The sequence below is a fragment of the Amycolatopsis sp. 2-15 genome, from assembly GCF_030285625.1.
Classification (GTDB): Bacteria; Actinomycetota; Actinomycetes; order Mycobacteriales; family Pseudonocardiaceae; genus Amycolatopsis; species Amycolatopsis carbonis.
Map to the genome: position 1 here is coordinate 2777800 of NZ_CP127294.1, position 15864 is coordinate 2793663.

Below are 15864 nucleotides of genomic sequence, written 5' to 3' on the forward strand. Positions count from 1 at the left end.
CTACGGCTTGGTCAGCGGTTCTGCACGTTGTCGCTGAACTGCTGCCGGCAGCTCTGGATCTGCGAGCTGTCGGTGCCGGCCTTGTTCAGGCAGTCCTGCAGGTCGCTGAGCTGGCTGCCGTACGACGCGAAGATCGAGCCGATCGCGATGAGGATCACCGCACCGATGACCAGGCCGATGCTGCCGGTGACGATGCCGGCGATCGAGGCACCCTTGTTCGTCGCCTGGCCGCGGTTGGCGCGCTTGACGCCGAGGATGCCGAAGATCAGCGCGAGGACGCCCAGGATGATGCCGCCCCACACCGTCCAGCACAGGACGAGGGCGATGATGCCCAGCACGAGGGCCGTAACGCCGAACCCGTTGCGCGGCGCGCCGCCCACGGGCTGCTGCTGCCCGTAACCGGCGCCGACCGGCGGAGCCGCGAAGGGGGCGCTCTGGCCGGCCGGGTACTGCTGGTACTGCTCAGGGTTGTCGGGCGTGCTCACGTACTTCACCTTTCCACGGATGGGAACCGGAACTTTACGGCCCGGCGCACGCCTTATCGGGTGGAATGCCTGATCGTTACCAATCATGCCGAGGTGGGTTGAAATGATCTTCAAAACGCCGCGCACCGGCGTCCCCGCGCGGGTGACGCCGCCGGTCGAGCAGGTAGGTGCTTGTCAGGGTGTGCGGGACCGGTAAGCTACTGGCTGGCTACACATGCCCTCGTAGCTCAGGGGATAGAGCACCGCTCTCCTAAAGCGGGTGTCGCAGGTTCGAATCCTGCCGGGGGCACCAATCCCCTGGTCGCAGAGTATGGCCAGGGGATTGGTTTGCCGGGAGCCCACGCTTAACCCTCGTGTTTGGGAAGTTCAATCTTCGGGCGAGCCGCCAGCGCTGGGCCGACGTCCTCGCCGACAACCCCGCGCTCCATGTAGTCCTCCTGGGTCGTGCTGATGCGCTCGTGCCCGAGGTAGTCGGCAATCTCGCGCGCCGTCAACCCTGCATCGTCGAGGACGCCGGCGACGTAGTGCCGGAAGTCGTGCGGGTGCAACCCTTTGAACGGCGTCTGGGCGACCACCCTGCGGATCCGCGCGCGAGTGTTGTCCGGATCTCTGAGCGTCTCCGCAGCCGAAGGAAACACCCACGCGGACGTGGCGTCGGCGTGGCGCCTCTTCAGGATGTCCATGACCCAAGCCGGGGGCCGTACGGTGCGCATCCCGGCACGGCTCTTGGTGTGGTCCTGGACGAACAGTCCTTGTCCGGTAACCCGGATCACGGTGCCGTGAAACCGCACCGTCCCAGCGTCGAAGTTGATCGACGTGTCCCAATCGAGTGCGAGAAGCTCACCGATGCGACAGCCAAGCCCAGACAGCACGTCGGCCATGTCGACGAGGTCCCACCGCTTCGCATCCTCGGACGCATGGAACACGCCCAGCACCCGACTAATGCTTGCGGAATTGACCATGCGCTCCTTTTTCCGCTTCCGGGTACCGAGGCTCTCGATCTCCCTCACCGGGTTCTTGTCGAGAGCGTCATGCCGAACAACGAGGCTGAAGATCCCGGACAGCACGACCTTCGGGTGTGATGCCGCCCCACGGCCGTGGCGATCGCGCGTCTCGATGATCACCCGGTTCACTGTTGAGACGCGCACGTCACCGACACGCCGCTCACCCAGCGGACCCGCGAGGTAGCGATTCCACGTGTCGCGATACTCCCGCTTGGTCCGAGCGGCCTTGCTCGATTCGTCCACCTCTTTGAGCCACATTGACGCTGCAACGGACACCTTCGTGTCGGGCTTGATCTCGCCGTCGCTGCTGCGCCGCGCACGATCGCGAAGCGCTTCAAGCAAGTTGTTGACGGCCTGGGTCTTCGTAGCCCCGACACGCTCCACCGGACGCGTAACACCGTCGTAGTCCTTGTAGTTCGCTACGGCGCGGTGTCCGCCTGTCAGCGCGTACGTCCTGATCTTGCCCCAGGTACCGAGGGGCAGCGGTGGACGCGCCATCAGGCCGTTCCCTGGCCGTCGATCCAGGCATCGACCTCGTCGGCCCGGAACCGGACGTACTTGCCAATCTTGTAGCCCTTGGGGCCCTTGCCAGTCTTGCGCCACTGGTAGACGGTGTTGACCGGCACGTCGAGGTAGCCGGCGAGGTCATCCACGCTGAGCAGTTTCTTGTCCATGGTCGTTTTCCTTGCTGTATTTGAGTTTGCGGTCGTCTCGGATGCGTTCGGCGATGCCGGCGGCGAGTTCGCGTTCGGCGTCGTCGCGGTAGCCGGCGCCGTCGAAGTCCCACGCGTTGATCACGGCGATGGAGTCGGCCCGGTCGGCCAGGCCGAGGCGCTCGAGGGTTTCCTCGAGCCGGTAACGGCGGCGGTCGCCGCGAATGTCCTTGAAGGTGGTGGAGTAGGCGCGGGACTTGGTGAGGAAGTGGCCTCGGAACCCGAGCATGTGGGCCCAGCGGCGCAGATTGAGGTCCTCGTAGGCGGACAGGTCTCCGAGGTTCCATGCGGTTTGGATCATGCGGCGGTGGTGCTCGCTCACCTTCAGAAAGTCGATGTCGAGTTGCGAGCGGATGGGGCGGTCGGCGGCTTCGCTTTTGCCGGTGCCCTTGGTGGCGTACTTGGCGATGTAGGCGGCGAGGCGGCCCTCGCTGATCCGGCCAGCGTCGTCCTCCAGCTCTGCCGCACCGATCGGTTCGATGCGGCGGACGTCGACCTGTTCGCCCCACACGACGGTGAACGGGGTCCCGTCGGGGTAGTGGGCGCTTACGTAGGCGGCTCCAGCGGCGGCGTAGACGGCGTCGTCGAGCAGGTCCGGGTGCGCCCATGCGGGGGCCGGGCTGGTGGCGCCTTCGGGGCCGTCGAGGCGGACCACGGCATGGAAGTGCACAAGGCCGCGCCGCTGGTACTCCGCCACCTTGGAGTAGGAGAGGCGGGCCTGTTCGGTGAACTCGCGGACCTTGAGCCCGGCGCGTTTGGCGATCTCGCGGCGCAGGCGGGTGGTGAAGCGCTGCCACAGGGCGCCGGCGTGGGCCTGCCAGAGCACCGAGCCGGTGTAGTCGTAGGTCTCGGGGTCGAGCGGGGTGCCGACGCGGGTGTCGGCGTCGTGGTGGAACTCCCCGCAGCCGCAGGGGATGCGCTTGCCCCGGGCGCTGGTGCGGGCGTGGTGCACGTGCCCGAACGAGGGGGCGGTGAGGGTGACGAAGGCGCGGGGGCGGTCGGTGACGGTCTCGGGGACGCCCTTGTGCCCGCCGATGAGGCCGGCGCGGATGAGGTGGAACGCGTCGGCGGCGTAGCGGTCCGAGCAGGATGGGCACACCGATTCGCGGCGGTTGCCGCACGGGGCGAAGATGTCGCCGCCGTGGTGGTGCAGCACCTGTCCGGTGGTCGCGTCCTGGAGCTGGTGGGCTCCGGAGAGCCGGATGGGGCGGGCGCAGCCATTGACGGCGTGGACCTTGGCGCGCCAGGTGTCGTAGTCGAGGGCCTGGACGCGGGCGGCGAGGCGGTCTTCGAGCGTGTGCATCGACGAGGGCCCTTTCGTTGGCAGACATGGAAAAGGGCGCAGGATCCGGGCCGTGGTGGGCAGCCGACTCCCGCGCCCCGGCTCGTGGTGCGCGGGTGGTGCGGATCAGGCGGTGACGGGGTGTCCGTTGTGGCCGGTCAGGTCCGCGAGAACACGGGCGGCCATCGGCTCCGGGAGGCGGGACACCCGGCGGATGTCGTCGGTGGTGAGGTCGCGGCCCTCGTCGCGTGCGGCGGTGGCGGCGGCGTCGATGCGGGCGGCGATGTCCAGCGGGAGCTTGAACGACGGGGCCCGGCCCGGTGCCGACGCGGGTTCCGGTGCCGAGGTGCTCGGAGCCGAGGCGGCGGGCGCGGGTGCGGGGGTGTCCGGGACGGTGGCGAGGGCTTGTTCGCGAACGCGGGTGCAGGTCTGTTGGATGATCGGCATGACCTCGGCGAGCAGGAACACCACCAGCGGGATGACGAGGTGGAAGAAGACCATGCCCTTGGAGACACCGCCGTGGGCGGGGGCGAGTCCGGCCCACACGTTGGCCACGAGCGTCGCGCCTAGCAGCAGCCGCTTGAGGTAGCGCACGGGTGTGGCGTCGGTGGCGATGCTGTGGGAGAGCATGGCGGCTTCCCAGCGCAGCAGCGTCACGAGGATGCCGGCGAGCGCGGGTTCGGCCAGCCAGGCGCCCCACCACAGCGGGTCGGTGACAGGGCGGTCACCGGCAAGGAAGTCATGCACGCCGGTGGTGGTGAACCCGAGTCCGACCGCGAGGAAGACCCACATGGTGCGGGTGACCGAGACGCGGAACCGGTCGGCGGTGACCGCCTCGAGCAGCGGGTTGGTGGACAGCCGGTGCACGGCGCGGGCCTCGTCGAGCTGCTCAGCCAGGACGCGGACCCGGCGCGAGGGGGCCGGGCCTTCCCCTGCGGTGGACTTGGGTTTGCCGAACACGGTGTTCCCTCCCTTCAGGAATGTCCACATCGGACGATCAGGTGTGGAGCGGGGCGAGGTTGGACCAGCGTTGGAGCATCGAGCGGCCCCGTGGAGTGAGCTTCAGCGGCGTGACCGGGCGGCGGACCGCGCCGTGGTAGGCGGTGACGGTGTCGCGCGCGGGTCCCCGACGGATGTAGTCAATGGACAGCAGGTGCAACACGATGTCCTCATCCAGCGCGACCCGGACCCAGTTGGTGTCCTCGAACACCACGACCCGGTCGGTGTCGTCGAGCAGAGCGAAGCGTCCCTCCTGCACTTCGGCAAGCACGTCCTTGGCCACCAGCGGGTTCCCGACGTGCCCGCCCCGCGGCTTGCGGGATTTCGCCGGCGGGCACTGCCGGCCGGATGCCGGGGGCGGTGCCGAGGCGACGCCGCCGAAGAGCCCGAACTGTCCCGGGTCCTCCTCCGGACGCTTCATCGGACACGCTCCCGACCGACCGGGCCGAACTCCCGGTTGCGGAAGTCGGCCAGCGCGATGCCGACCCCGAGGCCGATGCAGCCGAACACCACCAGCGCGCTCCAGAACAGCCCGGAGGCGCCCTGAGCGAGGTAGATCAGACCCAGCACAAGCAGGGCCGGGAAGGCGAGCTTGGCCCACAGCCAGGTTCGCCACACGTAGAAACCGATACGCCACATGGTCAGTTCTCCTTGTCCGGGGCGTGATGGGGGCAGAACACGAGCTGTTCGGAGGTGCAGGACCAGCCCGGTGAAGCGGCGATGCACTGGGCGAGGCCGGGCCAGTCGGGGTAGATGAAGTTCTCGCCGTCCGGGAACTCACCGCACACGAGGCAGCGGGCGTAGAACGCGAGCTCGTATTCCACGACGCGGGCGCCAACCTCACCGGGAAGCACCGCGTGGCGGTCCATCGCCCATTGGGCGTCTTCCCGACTCAGGTAGAGCCGCTGGTTGGTCTGCTCGGGAAACCCGCGCCGGTCACACACAAGCACCTCGTAGTGCGGCGCGTGCACGACGGCCGGGAACGTCGCGGCCACTAGGCCACCACCGTCAGCGCCGGGGAACCAGCCAGGCCACGCGCAATGAAGGCGACCATGTCGTCGATCTCGCGATCGGCGACGTAGGCCGAGCGGACCCGCTGCGGGACCCGGGAGCGCGGGCGAATGACGAACCCGATGCCGGCGGTTTCCTCGCCCTCGGGGATCTCGTCAGCGAGCGCGCCACGCAGGCGGGCGCCTTCCCCGAGAACCATGTCCACGTGGGACTGCGTGGTCACCCGCAGGCAGATGCGGATGGGGAACAGGTCCCGCACCGGAACGGTGTCCTTGGTCGGTTCCTGAACCAGTGCCATGGTGGCGTGCCCGGTGGCGCGACCCTGGGACACGGCCACCGCGAGATCCTTACGGATCGTGCGGGCGATCGAGCCGTCGCCGTAGGCCATCAGAGCCCCGATCTCGTCGATGATCAGCAGGTTGAGCGGGGTCTCCCGGGACATGGTGATCTTGCGTTGCCCGGTGGCGGCGAAGTCACGCTGTACCCGGCGGATGTCCTCGATGAAGTCGTGGATCAGCTCCGCGCAGGTGCCTTCCTCGTCGGCATAGCGGTGCGCGATGCCGGCCAGCTTGCGGAACTCCATCTGCTTCGGGTCGCAGATCCACAGCCGCACGAGCCCGTCCCGGATCAGCGGAGCCAGGCCACGCAGCAGGGACAGCGGGATCGAGTTCTTGCCCGACCCGGTGGCCCCGGCGATGAAGATGTGCTTGCCGAGGATGGACTGGCGCCACTCGGTGCCGTACTCGGTTTCGCCGATGTAGACGTCGCCCGGGTCCACGGCGCCGGACTCGTCGGGCATGTCCGGGGCCGGAATGGTGTCGGTGAACGGTTCGTGGCGTTCGATGACCAGCGCGACCCGGCCGGGCTTGACCCGTTCAAGGGCGATGCGCTCCACGCGCAGGGCGTCGGCGAGGATTTCGAGTCGGTCCTCGAAGGCGCGGCGGCCCATGCCGGGCGGGATCTCCATGGTGACCGTGTCCACCGACGGGGAGTGCGAGCGCACCTTGACCACCCGGGGGAAGCGGATCTCGTCGGTGCGGCGGTCGACCACGTAGAGGTCACACGCCCGCAGCGCCCGGTTGAACCGGGGGCCGAAGTAGGTGGACCAGCGCCGCCGCCAGGCCCGCATCCGGGGTGCGGCGTAGTGGTCGAAGGTGTCCGGGTGTGCCCGGTACCAGGCGCACAGCCCCAGCGTGGTGCCACCGATGACGCCGCCGGTGGCGCTCCAGCCCAGCTCAATCCCGGAGGCGACGAGGCCGGCCGGGGCGAGCACGGCGCCCGGGTGACGGGCAGTCCACTTGAGACCCTTGAACTCGGACCCGACCTTGCGGTTGGACTTGGGGTGTTTCATCAGGTCTTTCCTTCCGGTACGACAAGACCGGCCCCGCAGCGCTCCGGTGTGGAGGGCGGGGCCGGCCTCGTGTCAGGTGGTGGGGTGTGGTGGATGTTCAGGGATGCAGGGCAGGGCGCGCGTCGGTCAGCTCGGTGGTGAGCACCCCGCACACGCGGGCGGCTTTGTCGTGCGCAGCCTTGAATGAGTGCTCGTGCACCGGCATCCCCCGCATGGCTTCCTTGAGCTGCCGAAGTGCGGAGTCGAGGTCTTCGATGACCCGGTCGACCTGGTGATGTGCCACGTCAGAGCCTCCAGTTCCGCGAGACGAGTTCCGCCTCATGCTTCTTCCCGAGGGTGCGCAGGTGGTCGAGTTCGTCGAACGCGGCCTTGCGGTGCGCCTTGAGTTCGTCCTGCGTCGCGATGGTCCACGAGCCGCTCATGGCGCCCTCGTCGTAGCTCTCGATGACCCGATCGACACTGCTCAGCACGTCGGCGACCAAGTCCAAGGTGGACACGAACGTCCCGTAGCGCTGCTGTGCTCGTCGGTTGATGAATCCGATTTGCATCGGCATTACCCTTCGCGAGTCGCGGCGGTCAGCGCGGCCGCCGTGGTGAGGTCTGCGGTCAGGAACTTGACCGCGTTACCGACCGCGACGCGGATCTCGCGGTCCGGATGGGACTCGATGAACGTGCGGTAGGCCGTGTTCGCGGCCTCGATGATGGCCAGGATCTCCGGCATTGCTCAGCTCTCCTTCCGGATCACGTGCTGGGCGTGGCGCAGGCCCTCGCAGTAACCGGCCTGCCAAGCCAGGTCGTCGACCGGCTCCCCCAAGGCGTCGGCGCGTTCGCGCTCCAACCGGGCGGCCAACATCCGGATCACCACACCGACACGGACCGGGCGGCTCACCGCTTCCTCCCCGCCAGCAACACCGTGCCCGCCGCCGCGAGGGTCAACCCCGCCATGATCGGCGAGGCCACCGCCAGACAACCCACGATCACCACCCAGAACACAAACGGACTCCACTCAACCACCATCGTTTCCTCCTCAGTCGAAGTAGTTCCACTGCCGCGCACACACGTTGCACGTCGCAATTCCAGCCGTCGAAAGCCAAAAATCAGCCGAGCAGACGTGACCAGCCATCACGCCACCCGCTTCGGGCCGTGCGGGTCGAACGTCGACAACCCGTCCCGGCCAGGCGAAACCGTGCTCATGTCGTACTCCTCTCCGTGCTCGGTTGCTTCTGGTGAAACCCCAGGACTCCCGCACCAAAATCGCGCGGGAATCGAGGCGCGCCACCACAAACAGGCGCGTTTTTGGCATGGATCGGCCCACTCTGTATTTGTCAATGAACGAAAAGTGCCCTCGCCCGACTCGAAAACGGGCAGCCAACCGACTTGGGAAGGGCTCCAGGGTGTTGTGCGCGCTCACGGCCGGGGAGGTAGCCGCAGCGTGACCGGTCACCCGCCGGTCATCAGCCGGAACTAGGCAGCGTCGCGAACCGCGCCTGAGCCGGCGAGCTTGATCCCTTGGGCCTTGAACCACAGGCCCGAACCCGTGATGCGACCCTCGTCGTTCGTCGTCTGGTACGTGTTGAGCACCGGGTCGATCAGCTCCACATAGGTGCCCTCGTCGAACCCCTCCCCCGGGTCCGTCGCCAGCGTCACCTTGATCTCCTCCCCCTTGCCGGCGCGCTGCCCAACCACCGGACGCGGCTTCGCGAACAGCATCACGACGAACGCCGTCTCACCGGTCCGCCGGTCGACCACCGGGGACAGGTCCCCGCTCTTGTCCTCGCGCATCTTCATGGTCGGCGCCTCCGTGACCATGAACTTGAAGCTGCCGCTGTAGAACGGGATGTCCTGCATGTTGACCCTCCTCGGTCGCTGTTAGAACTATCTCTATTGAACCTCAGTCGACGGTGGGTGTCAATAGAGATAGTTCTATCTTCCCGACGAGACGGTACGATGCAGGTAGAGATAGAGTTATCGACCTGCGAAGGGAGGTCGTGTGACCATCGGCTACAGAGACCTGGCCGCCATCCTCCGGGACGCGATCAAGAGCGGCGAGTACGCGCCCGAGACGACGTTGCCTAAGCAAGACGAGCTGGCGAGCCTCCATGGGGTGAACGTCAACACCGTCCGGAAGGCAATCGGCACGCTCGAAGCAGAGGGGCTTGTGACACCGGTGCGACGTAGGGGCACCGTCGTCCGGGCGCGGCCGGCACTACGACGTCTGGGCGCGGAGCGCTACGCCAAGAGCAAATGGAAGTTCGGGCTCGTGGCGTTCGCGGCGGACCGAGAGGCGTCCGGCGCAACGTGGAACCGCTCCGACCAGACCAACCGCGTCGCGAAGGTCGAGGCCGACGACGAGGTCGCGGAAGCGCTGGGCGTTGAGTTGGGTAGCCCGGTTTACGAGCGAGCCCGGTTGGTCAAGCAAGACGGCCACCCCACCCACACGCTCACGAGCTACTACCGGCCGGACGACGTCGAGAACACGCCGATCGTTGACCCGAAGCCAGGCAACGCCTCGCCGGGTGGCGGGTTCGCAGTCCTGACGATGCAGGGTCTCGAGCCCGACAACATGACCGAGACGATCTCAGCGCGGATGCCGACTCCTGAAGAGATCGACGAACTCGAACTTCCCGCCGGCGAACCGGTGATGATCCTTCACCGGACGACACGGACTGCCGACGGCAACCCGGTGGAGTTCGCGCGAGGTGTCCACGCAGCGTCCCGGTTCTCGTGGACGTACACCTTCAAGATCCCCGAGTGAGCGGAGGCCCGCATGTCCGACGCCACCATTCCCGACGAGGTGCGTGCCGACGTTGAAACGCTCTGGAACTACCACCGTGTTGACGACGAACTGGCACCCGTCGACCTCGCCATCGGGCTGGGCAGCCATGATCCGAGCGTTGCCACCTACACAGCAGAGTTGTACGGGCGTGGACTCTTTCCCTGCGTGATCTTCACCGGAGCGAACGCACCGACCACCGTCGAGCGGTTCCCGCGGGGCGAAGCCGTCCACTACCGCGAACTCGCTATCGAGGCTGGCATGCCGGACGAAGCCATCCTCGTGGAGCCCGACGCGACGAACACGGCAGAGAACTTTGAGTTCAGCCGGAAGCTGGTCGAGAGCCACAACCTCGCAGTCGGGACCGCCCTCATTCTCAGTCGCCCATACCAGCAGCGGCGCGCGTACGCGACAGCCAAGAAGCTGTGGCCGAAGGTCGACTTCCTGTGCTCGGCGGTTCAGCAGACCATCGACGACTACGTGAAAAGCATCGGCGACACGGACCGCGTGATCAACATGCTCGTCGGCGACACCCAACGGATCACGGTCTACGCCCAAGCCGGGTATGCAGTCGAGCAAGACGTGCCGGACCAGGTGACCACAGCCTACGAACGGCTCATCAACGCTGGCTATACCGACCGGCTCATCCAAACGTCCTGAGCCCGGCAACGGCGTGGGCCGTGTGTTCAGAGTTTCTTTTCTTGTTCAAGGCGGCCCCTGCGGGGCCGCGCCGCGATCGGCCGGCACGCGCGGGGCCCCGCCTCCGGCACCCCACGCGACCGGCCGGCGGCTGCACGGGAGCCGCAGCTCAAGAAGAAAGAATGTCCTCGCCGGACGGGCAGGTCTCCGAGATGGTCGAGAAGCGCAGGCACGTCGCGTCCGTGAGTGACCTGTCGCCATCTCGCCAACCTCCCGGAGGGCTATCACGCCGCGTCAAGGGGGCAGCTCAGCCGGCACGCTCCGGACCGCTCTAATGTGCCCCCTTGACACGGCGTGATCGGGCTACGCCAGGTCGACGAGATGGCGAAGAGGCCACCCACTTGTAGGTTGGGGATTTTTCAGGGTGTCATGAAGTGCTAATGTGTCGCCATGGATTACTACCCATCTACTCCAGAAGAAGAAGAAAAGCTTCACCGGGCACTTACAAGCGGCGCTCAATACCAGCTGGAAGTAAAAACTACGATAATCGTTCTCGATGAAGACGAACTGGTTCGACAAGCGAGAGAAAAGATTGAATCTGCAAGATTCGAAAACGACAGTAGTCGTGCACATATGCTTGAAGTCGTCGGTTCCGACCCGGCAGAAGCAATCGGCGCCCTTCTCTCGATATATAACATAATCGACACGAATGCGGCGATTTGTCGTTCTTCTTCGCATAAGATTCGATTAATGCCGTAACAGGCCGCTCTCCACGCCGGCCGCGTGCCAGCCCATGCCACATGCATGTCACACAGCACCACCCAAGGCCTACCGGCGACAACCAACGACGATCGAGACTCTGCAGGTCAGGCGGCATCTTTGCCGTAACGCCGGTGGCCCCAGCGGTGCCGGATGAGGTCAAGGGGTCGTCCGGTCAAGACGGAAGCCGGCGCCACATGGCCTGCGCACCTGCCATGTTTTACCCTCGCCAAACAACGGCCAATGACCGCCAAGGTTGCCCGGTAACCCTCGATTGCTTCTGCGAACATGCCTGGTAGTGATCCACATTGATCACCAACACCCAACGTCGCACACCATGATCCACAAAAGCGGGTGTCGCAGGCTCGATCCCTGCCCCGGGGCACCCGTCGTCACCAGTGCGGATCGCCCATCTGCCTGCTTCCGATCCCGCGTTGCTTTCCCCAGCTGGTTGGCTGCCGTACAGCAGCGAAGTACAGCAACCGCACCGACGCTCAGTGTCCGCGATCGACCGGCGACGACCCTCTGACCTCGGCAAAGACCGGCACTGGCTTTCGTGCTGATAGTTCGCATCGAGAAGGTCAGGGGTTCGATTCCCCTCAGCTCCACAGGCAAGGCTCGTACTCGTGAAGGGTACGGGCCTTTTTCTGTTTCGCTTGTTCTCTGGGCGATACGCTGAGCGCTCGCGTCGATGCGAAGGTCAGCTCGCGATGGGGAGGTCGCACGCTGCTATGGCAGAGGAACCAGAACTGGGCTACCTCGGCACGGCGGGCGCGGTTTCGTGTTATCTGGCGCGAACGGAACGTCCGTGGGAAGCCGATATCGATGCCATCGTGATTTCCGTCGGCGGCACGCTCGGCACCCTCGGGCACGCGGTCAGCCGGGAGTTACCCGACGCGGACTGGGAAACGATCGGCTTCGACACGATCACTCCGGAGCTGCCACAAGTTCTCGACATCCGAAACGGCGGGCTCGAGTCCCTGCGTTTCGCATTGCTCGCGACGCCCCATGATGGTGGTTCGTTCCAAGACCCGACGCTGCCGGCGATTGCCGTGGCGACCGAATCCGTGGTGCGCAAGGCCGCAGACGTGGGCGCGGTCGCGTTGGGCTTGCCGCTGCTGGGCTCGGGCAGCCTCGGTTTCGAGCCGGGCGCAGTTGCTGACGAAGCGATTCCTGCGGCGGTGAAGGCGCTTCCAGGCGTCGACGGCGGAAGCCTCCAGCGGCTGGTTTTCCTCTGCCGCGACCGCGCGACGGAAGACGCGATCCTGGCGGCCTGGAACGGCGAGACGAGTGCGGCCGACCTGGCCGGTGGTGTTTCGAGTGATCGGGTCGACCCCACCGTCGGGATTCCGCTCGAGCGCGACCGCCTCGGCGTCGCGCCGTACGTGTCCATGATGGCGACGGTGATCTCCGACCGCAGCACCCCGTTGCCGTTGTCCGTAGGGGTTTTCGGTGAGTGGGGCTCCGGCAAGAGCTACTCATGGGGCTGCTGCGGGAAGAGGTCGGTCGGCTGGCAAGCTCCGGCAACCCCGCCTACGTGCATGAGGTTGTCCAGATCGGCTTCAACGCCTGGCACTACGCCGATGCCAACCTGTGGGCCAGCCTCGGCGACGAGATCTTTCGCCGGCTCGCAGGGCCCGGCCCGAGTGCGCAGGAACGCCGCGTGAAGCTGCGGGAAGAACTCAGCGGGCGACTCGAGCAGGCCAAGGAGCTCGAGGATGCCAAGGACCAGGCGCAGACAACGGTCGCGAAGCTCCAGGCCGACGTCGACAAAGCCGCTTCGAAACGCGAAACCACCGGGAAAGCCCTCGTCCACGCATTGGCGGGCTCCCGGCAGGTGTGGCGGCACCTCGGCGTTCACGACGAGGCCGAGCAAGGCGCGCTGCTGGTCGAGCAGCTGCGCGGCGCGCTGACCGAGGCCGACGCGCTGCGGAGATCGCCCAAGGACCGCTGGGGCAAGGTCGCGCTGGCCGCGGCCGCGGTGATCCTGCTGGTGGGCTTCCTCGTCGCGGTGGTCGCGCCGGCGGCGTGGCAGTGGCTGACGGCGGCGGGCGCCGGGTTCGTCGCCGTGGCCGGCACCGGGATCGCGTTCCTGGCCCGGGCCAGGTCGGGAATCCAGGCGCTGCGCGAACTCGGCGACCAGTTGCGCAGCGGGATGGACCGGGCCTCGCCGGAAGTCACCGGGCTGCTGAACGAGATCCGCAGGACGGAGGCCGACCAGCGGGTCGCCGAGGCTCAGCTGGACGAGGTCGTGGCTCGCGTCGGTGAGCTCGGCCGGCAGTTGACCGAGCTGACGCCGGGTCGAAGTCTCTACACGTTCCTCGCCGAACGCGCGCGCGACGACTCCTACCGAGGCAACCTCGGCCTCGTTTCGACGATCCGGAAGGACTTCGAGCAGCTCGTCGAGCTGATGGCCGACTGGCGAGCGCATCCTGAGCCGGGCGGCAAGGCGATCGACCGGATCGTGCTGTACATCGACGACCTCGACCGGTGCAGCTCGCGGCAGGTGGTTGAGGTGCTCGAGGCGATACACCTGCTTCTCGCGCTGGAGCTGTTCGTAGTGGTGGTCGGGGTCGATCCCCGGTGGCTGGTGCGGTCGCTGAGCAGCCACTACGACGAGATCCTCGCCGAGACGCCGGGCGGCGGGCACGTGACGCCCGAGGACTACCTGGAGAAGATCATCAACCTGCCGCTGGTCCTGCCCGGCATGTCGTCGGGAAGCCTGCGTCAGTTGCTGCGCTCGCTCGTGCCGGAACGGACCACCGAAAACCGATCCGTCGCCGAGCCGCCGGCCCCGCCGCCGGTTGCGCAGGAGGCCGTTCCGGACATCGAAGCCAGGTCCGAAGTGGACAGCCGACGGCGGCCCGGGCGGGCCGTGAAACCGCCGCGCCCGCTCACCGATCGGGAGATCGAGCTGTTGTCCGCCTTGGACCGGCTGGTCGCCACACCGCGCGAGGCAAAACGGCTGTTCAACCTGTACCGGATGCTCCGCTCGACCCGGGATCTGTCCGAGGCGTCGCGGTTCCTCGGTGAGGACGGGGAACCCGGCGAGTACCAGGTGGTCGTCGCGCTGCTCGGCTTGCTGACCGCGCCGGCCCACCTGCTGGGCAAGGCGCTGGACGGCCCGGCCGACGTGAGCCGGTCGATCCGTGGTGGTCTGGCGCGCCGGTCAAGCGAAGCGACGTGGGCCGAGTTCGTCGCCGATTGCGAGCCCCGGCGCGAGGGCGGGCGATGGGGGAACGCGGTCGTCGGTGACCTGAGCGAAGAAGAAGCGCGAGACTGGCTTCGGCTGCACCGAGGACTCACGCAGGTGTCGGCCGCGCTGGAGGTCGACCGCCTGGCCCACTTCCAGAAGTGGGTTCTGGTGATCCGCCGGTTCTCCTACGTGCTCTCGCCGGCGGCCTGAGCTCACGCCGGGACGCGGACCGACTCACCAGGCGTGTCGGCGCCGAAGCGGGTGATGTCCGTGGCCAGGTCCAGGGGGCCGTTGTGGGCGCGGTCGGCGTCGGTGATCTGGGACTGCGGGACCAGCCAGCAGATCTCGAACTCCAGGCCGTCCGGGTCCTTGGCGTAGAGGGCTTTCGTGGTGCCGTGGTCGGTGGAGCCGACGAGGGCGCCGGCGGTCTGCAGGGCGTCGAGGTAGGTCTGGAGGTCCGCGAGGGTGGGGACTTCCCACGCCAAGTGGTACAGGCCGACGGAACCGGAAGGGGCCGCGGTGGCGTCCGGGAGGGTGAAGAGGCCCAGGTCGTGGTCGTTGTGGGAGTCGGGGGCCTGGAGGAAGACGGCGCGGTCCGAGGTGTGCACGGCGCGGAAGCCCAGGACGTCGACGTAGAAGGCACTGCTGCGGGCGGCGTCGCGGACCCAGAGGACGGCGTGGTTCAGACCGCGGATCGGCATGAGCGACTCCTTCACAGCGACGACTTCAAACGGGCAACGTGAACGCGGAACCGCCGTCGTGCCACCACTTCCGGTAGAACCGCGAGTCCTCGACCAAGGCGAGGTACCCGGCGTCGATCTTGGCACACATCTCGTCCACCAGTGAAGCGATCGGGGACTCGGTGCGCCACGCGAGGACCAGTTCACGGTACAGCGGAGTGCCGGTCAGCGACACCGTCGAGATGCCGGTGCGGTCGGTGCCGATGGGGTAGAGCAGGCAGATCGCGCGGCCCTCGGCGGTGAGGGCGAACGCGACGTGCGCCTCGTTCGTCAGGTGGGTGATGCGCTGGTCGAAGCCGGCTGACGCGCAGGTGCGGGCGAAGAACTCGTTCATCCCGCTGTCGTCCGGGTCGGGCATCACCCACTTCTCGTCCGCCAGGTCGGCCAGCGCGACCTCGCCGCGCGCGGCCAAGGCGTGGTGTTCGGCGACACCGATGAAAAACGGTTCCCGAAGCAGCAGCCGGTGCTCGACGCCGTCGGGAGGGATCAGCGGGAAGCCCGGGAACGCGCGCATCACCGCGACGTCGAGCTCACCCGAGCGCAGCAACGCCGTCAACGCGCTGGTTTCGCGGATCGTGCGGCTGGTGACGTCGCGCCGGGGCAGCATGGTCGTCAACGCGTTCACCAGCAGGCTGAACTGCTGCGCCGGAATCCCGCCGACGCGCACGGGCGCGCCCGCTTCGTGTTGCGCATTGCGGCGCGCCGCGCGTTGCAGGGCGTCGAAGCCGTGCAGCACTTTCTGCGCGTCGCGCACCAGCTCCGTGCCGGTGTGGGTGGGCAGCACGCCTTCGGCCGAACGGACGAACAGCGGCCCGCCGAGGAACTGCTCGATCCGTTTGAGCTGCGTGGTCACCGCCGGCTGCGTGAGGTGCAGGCGGCCGCGGCTCTGCGCAGGCTGCCGGCCTCGGCGAT

22 protein-coding genes and 1 tRNA gene are annotated in these 15864 nt (G+C 67.2%); 6 read left to right on the forward strand and 17 right to left on the reverse strand.

Going from position 1 to position 15864, the window contains the following annotated elements; all coding sequences use genetic code 11:
* Positions 1 to 11: 11 nt before the first annotated feature.
* Positions 12 to 485, reverse strand: coding sequence for a DUF4190 domain-containing protein (locus QRX50_RS13575; RefSeq protein ID WP_285972294.1), 474 nt, complete (start codon positions 483 to 485; stop codon positions 12 to 14).
* A gap of 216 nt (positions 486 to 701) precedes the next feature.
* Here QRX50_RS13575 and QRX50_RS13580 point away from each other — a divergent pair.
* A tRNA-Arg gene (locus QRX50_RS13580) sits at positions 702 to 777 on the forward strand.
* 52 nt (positions 778 to 829) lie between these two features.
* On the opposite strand, the gene QRX50_RS13585 is transcribed toward QRX50_RS13580, so the two are convergent.
* The 14 genes from QRX50_RS13585 to QRX50_RS13650 all read right to left on the reverse strand — a co-directional run bounded on the left by QRX50_RS13585 (position 830) and on the right by QRX50_RS13650 (position 8693).
* Positions 830 to 1987, reverse strand: coding sequence for a tyrosine-type recombinase/integrase (locus QRX50_RS13585; protein ID WP_285972295.1), 1158 nt, complete (start codon positions 1985 to 1987; stop codon positions 830 to 832).
* Positions 1987 to 2163, reverse strand: coding sequence for a helix-turn-helix transcriptional regulator (locus QRX50_RS13590; protein ID WP_285972296.1), 177 nt, complete (start codon positions 2161 to 2163; stop codon positions 1987 to 1989). Before QRX50_RS13590 ends, QRX50_RS13585 begins: the two co-directional genes overlap by 1 nt.
* The gene (locus QRX50_RS13595) at positions 2135 to 3505 is read right to left on the reverse strand and encodes a replication initiator (protein ID WP_285972297.1); all 1371 of its coding nucleotides are present in this window, start codon (positions 3503 to 3505) and stop codon (positions 2135 to 2137) included. The genes QRX50_RS13590 and QRX50_RS13595 overlap by 29 nt, the downstream gene beginning before the upstream one ends.
* A 105-nt stretch (positions 3506 to 3610) precedes the next feature.
* Positions 3611 to 4444: a hypothetical protein gene (locus tag QRX50_RS13600; RefSeq protein WP_285972298.1), complete on the reverse strand. Its 834-nt coding sequence runs from the start codon at positions 4442 to 4444 to the stop codon at positions 3611 to 3613.
* A 37-nt stretch (positions 4445 to 4481) separates the two neighbouring features.
* Entirely contained in the window at positions 4482 to 4904 is a 423-nt protein-coding gene (locus QRX50_RS13605) for a hypothetical protein (RefSeq protein ID WP_285972299.1), read from the reverse strand.
* Positions 4901 to 5122 carry a hypothetical protein gene (locus QRX50_RS13610; protein ID WP_285972300.1) on the reverse strand — a complete coding sequence of 74 codons (222 nt, stop codon included), beginning with the start codon at positions 5120 to 5122 and terminating at the stop codon, positions 4901 to 4903. Before QRX50_RS13610 ends, QRX50_RS13605 begins: the two co-directional genes overlap by 4 nt.
* A gap of 2 nt (positions 5123 to 5124) precedes the next feature.
* The gene (locus QRX50_RS13615; RefSeq protein ID WP_285972301.1) at positions 5125 to 5478 is read right to left on the reverse strand and encodes a hypothetical protein; all 354 of its coding nucleotides are present in this window, start codon (positions 5476 to 5478) and stop codon (positions 5125 to 5127) included.
* Positions 5478 to 6845, reverse strand: coding sequence for an FtsK/SpoIIIE domain-containing protein (locus tag QRX50_RS13620; protein WP_285972302.1), 1368 nt, complete (start codon positions 6843 to 6845; stop codon positions 5478 to 5480). The genes QRX50_RS13615 and QRX50_RS13620 overlap by 1 nt, the downstream gene beginning before the upstream one ends.
* Before the next feature lie 97 nt (positions 6846 to 6942).
* Positions 6943 to 7128 (reverse strand): hypothetical protein, encoded by a 186-nt coding sequence (locus QRX50_RS13625; RefSeq protein WP_285972303.1) that lies wholly within the window; start codon positions 7126 to 7128, stop codon positions 6943 to 6945.
* Position 7129: 1 nt separating this feature from the next.
* Positions 7130 to 7393, reverse strand: a complete 264-nt coding sequence (locus QRX50_RS13630) for a hypothetical protein (protein ID WP_285972304.1) — start codon at positions 7391 to 7393, stop codon at positions 7130 to 7132.
* A 5-nt stretch (positions 7394 to 7398) separates the two neighbouring features.
* Entirely contained in the window at positions 7399 to 7566 is a 168-nt protein-coding gene (locus QRX50_RS13635) for a hypothetical protein (protein ID WP_285972305.1), read from the reverse strand.
* A 3-nt stretch (positions 7567 to 7569) separates the two neighbouring features.
* Positions 7570 to 7734 carry a hypothetical protein gene (locus QRX50_RS13640; protein WP_285972306.1) on the reverse strand — a complete coding sequence of 55 codons (165 nt, stop codon included), beginning with the start codon at positions 7732 to 7734 and terminating at the stop codon, positions 7570 to 7572.
* Positions 7731 to 7862 carry a hypothetical protein gene (locus QRX50_RS13645; RefSeq protein WP_285972307.1) on the reverse strand — a complete coding sequence of 44 codons (132 nt, stop codon included), beginning with the start codon at positions 7860 to 7862 and terminating at the stop codon, positions 7731 to 7733. The genes QRX50_RS13640 and QRX50_RS13645 overlap by 4 nt, the downstream gene beginning before the upstream one ends.
* Before the next feature lie 447 nt (positions 7863 to 8309).
* Positions 8310 to 8693, reverse strand: coding sequence for a hypothetical protein (locus QRX50_RS13650; protein ID WP_285972308.1), 384 nt, complete (start codon positions 8691 to 8693; stop codon positions 8310 to 8312).
* 142 nt (positions 8694 to 8835) lie between these two features.
* Here QRX50_RS13650 and QRX50_RS13655 point away from each other — a divergent pair, with 142 nt between their 5' ends.
* The 5 genes from QRX50_RS13655 (at position 8836) to QRX50_RS13675 (ending at position 14422) form a co-directional block, all read left to right on the forward strand.
* The gene (locus QRX50_RS13655; RefSeq protein WP_285972309.1) at positions 8836 to 9600 is read left to right on the forward strand and encodes a GntR family transcriptional regulator; all 765 of its coding nucleotides are present in this window, start codon (positions 8836 to 8838) and stop codon (positions 9598 to 9600) included.
* Positions 9601 to 9612: 12 nt separating this feature from the next.
* Complete coding sequence (locus QRX50_RS13660) at positions 9613 to 10278, forward strand: YdcF family protein (RefSeq protein ID WP_285972310.1); 666 nt, start codon at positions 9613 to 9615, stop codon at positions 10276 to 10278.
* A gap of 429 nt (positions 10279 to 10707) precedes the next feature.
* Positions 10708 to 11016: a hypothetical protein gene (locus QRX50_RS13665; RefSeq protein ID WP_285972311.1), complete on the forward strand. Its 309-nt coding sequence runs from the start codon at positions 10708 to 10710 to the stop codon at positions 11014 to 11016.
* 731 nt (positions 11017 to 11747) lie between these two features.
* On the forward strand, positions 11748 to 12683 hold the full coding sequence (locus QRX50_RS13670; protein WP_285972312.1) for a P-loop NTPase fold protein: 936 nt from the start codon (positions 11748 to 11750) through the stop codon (positions 12681 to 12683).
* Between the two features lie 743 nt (positions 12684 to 13426).
* The gene (locus QRX50_RS13675; RefSeq protein ID WP_285974448.1) at positions 13427 to 14422 is read left to right on the forward strand and encodes a P-loop NTPase fold protein; all 996 of its coding nucleotides are present in this window, start codon (positions 13427 to 13429) and stop codon (positions 14420 to 14422) included.
* Positions 14423 to 14424: 2 nt separating this feature from the next.
* Here QRX50_RS13675 and QRX50_RS13680 read toward each other — a convergent pair whose 3' ends face one another.
* Positions 14425 to 14913, reverse strand: a complete 489-nt coding sequence (locus QRX50_RS13680; RefSeq protein ID WP_285972313.1) for a VOC family protein — start codon at positions 14911 to 14913, stop codon at positions 14425 to 14427.
* 25 nt (positions 14914 to 14938) lie between these two features.
* The gene (locus QRX50_RS13685) at positions 14939 to 15805 is read right to left on the reverse strand and encodes a LysR substrate-binding domain-containing protein (RefSeq protein WP_285972314.1); all 867 of its coding nucleotides are present in this window, start codon (positions 15803 to 15805) and stop codon (positions 14939 to 14941) included.
* Positions 15806 to 15864: the final 59 nt, after the last annotated feature.

What these genes read in the sequence shown, in the direction of transcription:
- QRX50_RS13585 (WP_285972295.1), bottom strand. Translation starts at nt 1,987, where the DNA reads ATGGCGCGTCCACCGCTGCCCCTCGGTACCTGGGGCAAGATCAGGACG.
- QRX50_RS13590 (WP_285972296.1), bottom strand. Translation starts at nt 2,163, where the DNA reads ATGGACAAGAAACTGCTCAGCGTGGATGACCTCGCCGGCTACCTCGAC.
- QRX50_RS13595 (WP_285972297.1), bottom strand. Translation starts at nt 3,505, where the DNA reads ATGCACACGCTCGAAGACCGCCTCGCCGCCCGCGTCCAGGCCCTCGAC.
- QRX50_RS13605 (WP_285972299.1), bottom strand. Translation starts at nt 4,904, where the DNA reads ATGAAGCGTCCGGAGGAGGACCCGGGACAGTTCGGGCTCTTCGGCGGC.
- QRX50_RS13610 (WP_285972300.1), bottom strand. Translation starts at nt 5,122, where the DNA reads ATGTGGCGTATCGGTTTCTACGTGTGGCGAACCTGGCTGTGGGCCAAG.
- QRX50_RS13620 (WP_285972302.1), bottom strand. Translation starts at nt 6,845, where the DNA reads ATGAAACACCCCAAGTCCAACCGCAAGGTCGGGTCCGAGTTCAAGGGT.
- QRX50_RS13630 (WP_285972304.1), bottom strand. Translation starts at nt 7,393, where the DNA reads ATGCAAATCGGATTCATCAACCGACGAGCACAGCAGCGCTACGGGACG.
- QRX50_RS13635 (WP_285972305.1), bottom strand. Translation starts at nt 7,566, where the DNA reads ATGCCGGAGATCCTGGCCATCATCGAGGCCGCGAACACGGCCTACCGC.
- QRX50_RS13645 (WP_285972307.1), bottom strand. Translation starts at nt 7,862, where the DNA reads ATGGTGGTTGAGTGGAGTCCGTTTGTGTTCTGGGTGGTGATCGTGGGT.
- QRX50_RS13650 (WP_285972308.1), bottom strand. Translation starts at nt 8,693, where the DNA reads ATGCAGGACATCCCGTTCTACAGCGGCAGCTTCAAGTTCATGGTCACG.
- QRX50_RS13660 (WP_285972310.1), top strand. Translation starts at nt 9,613, where the DNA reads ATGTCCGACGCCACCATTCCCGACGAGGTGCGTGCCGACGTTGAAACG.
- QRX50_RS13665 (WP_285972311.1), top strand. Translation starts at nt 10,708, where the DNA reads ATGGATTACTACCCATCTACTCCAGAAGAAGAAGAAAAGCTTCACCGG.
- QRX50_RS13670 (WP_285972312.1), top strand. Translation starts at nt 11,748, where the DNA reads ATGGCAGAGGAACCAGAACTGGGCTACCTCGGCACGGCGGGCGCGGTT.
- QRX50_RS13675 (WP_285974448.1), top strand. Translation starts at nt 13,427, where the DNA reads ATGGCCGACTGGCGAGCGCATCCTGAGCCGGGCGGCAAGGCGATCGAC.
- QRX50_RS13680 (WP_285972313.1), bottom strand. Translation starts at nt 14,913, where the DNA reads ATGCCGATCCGCGGTCTGAACCACGCCGTCCTCTGGGTCCGCGACGCC.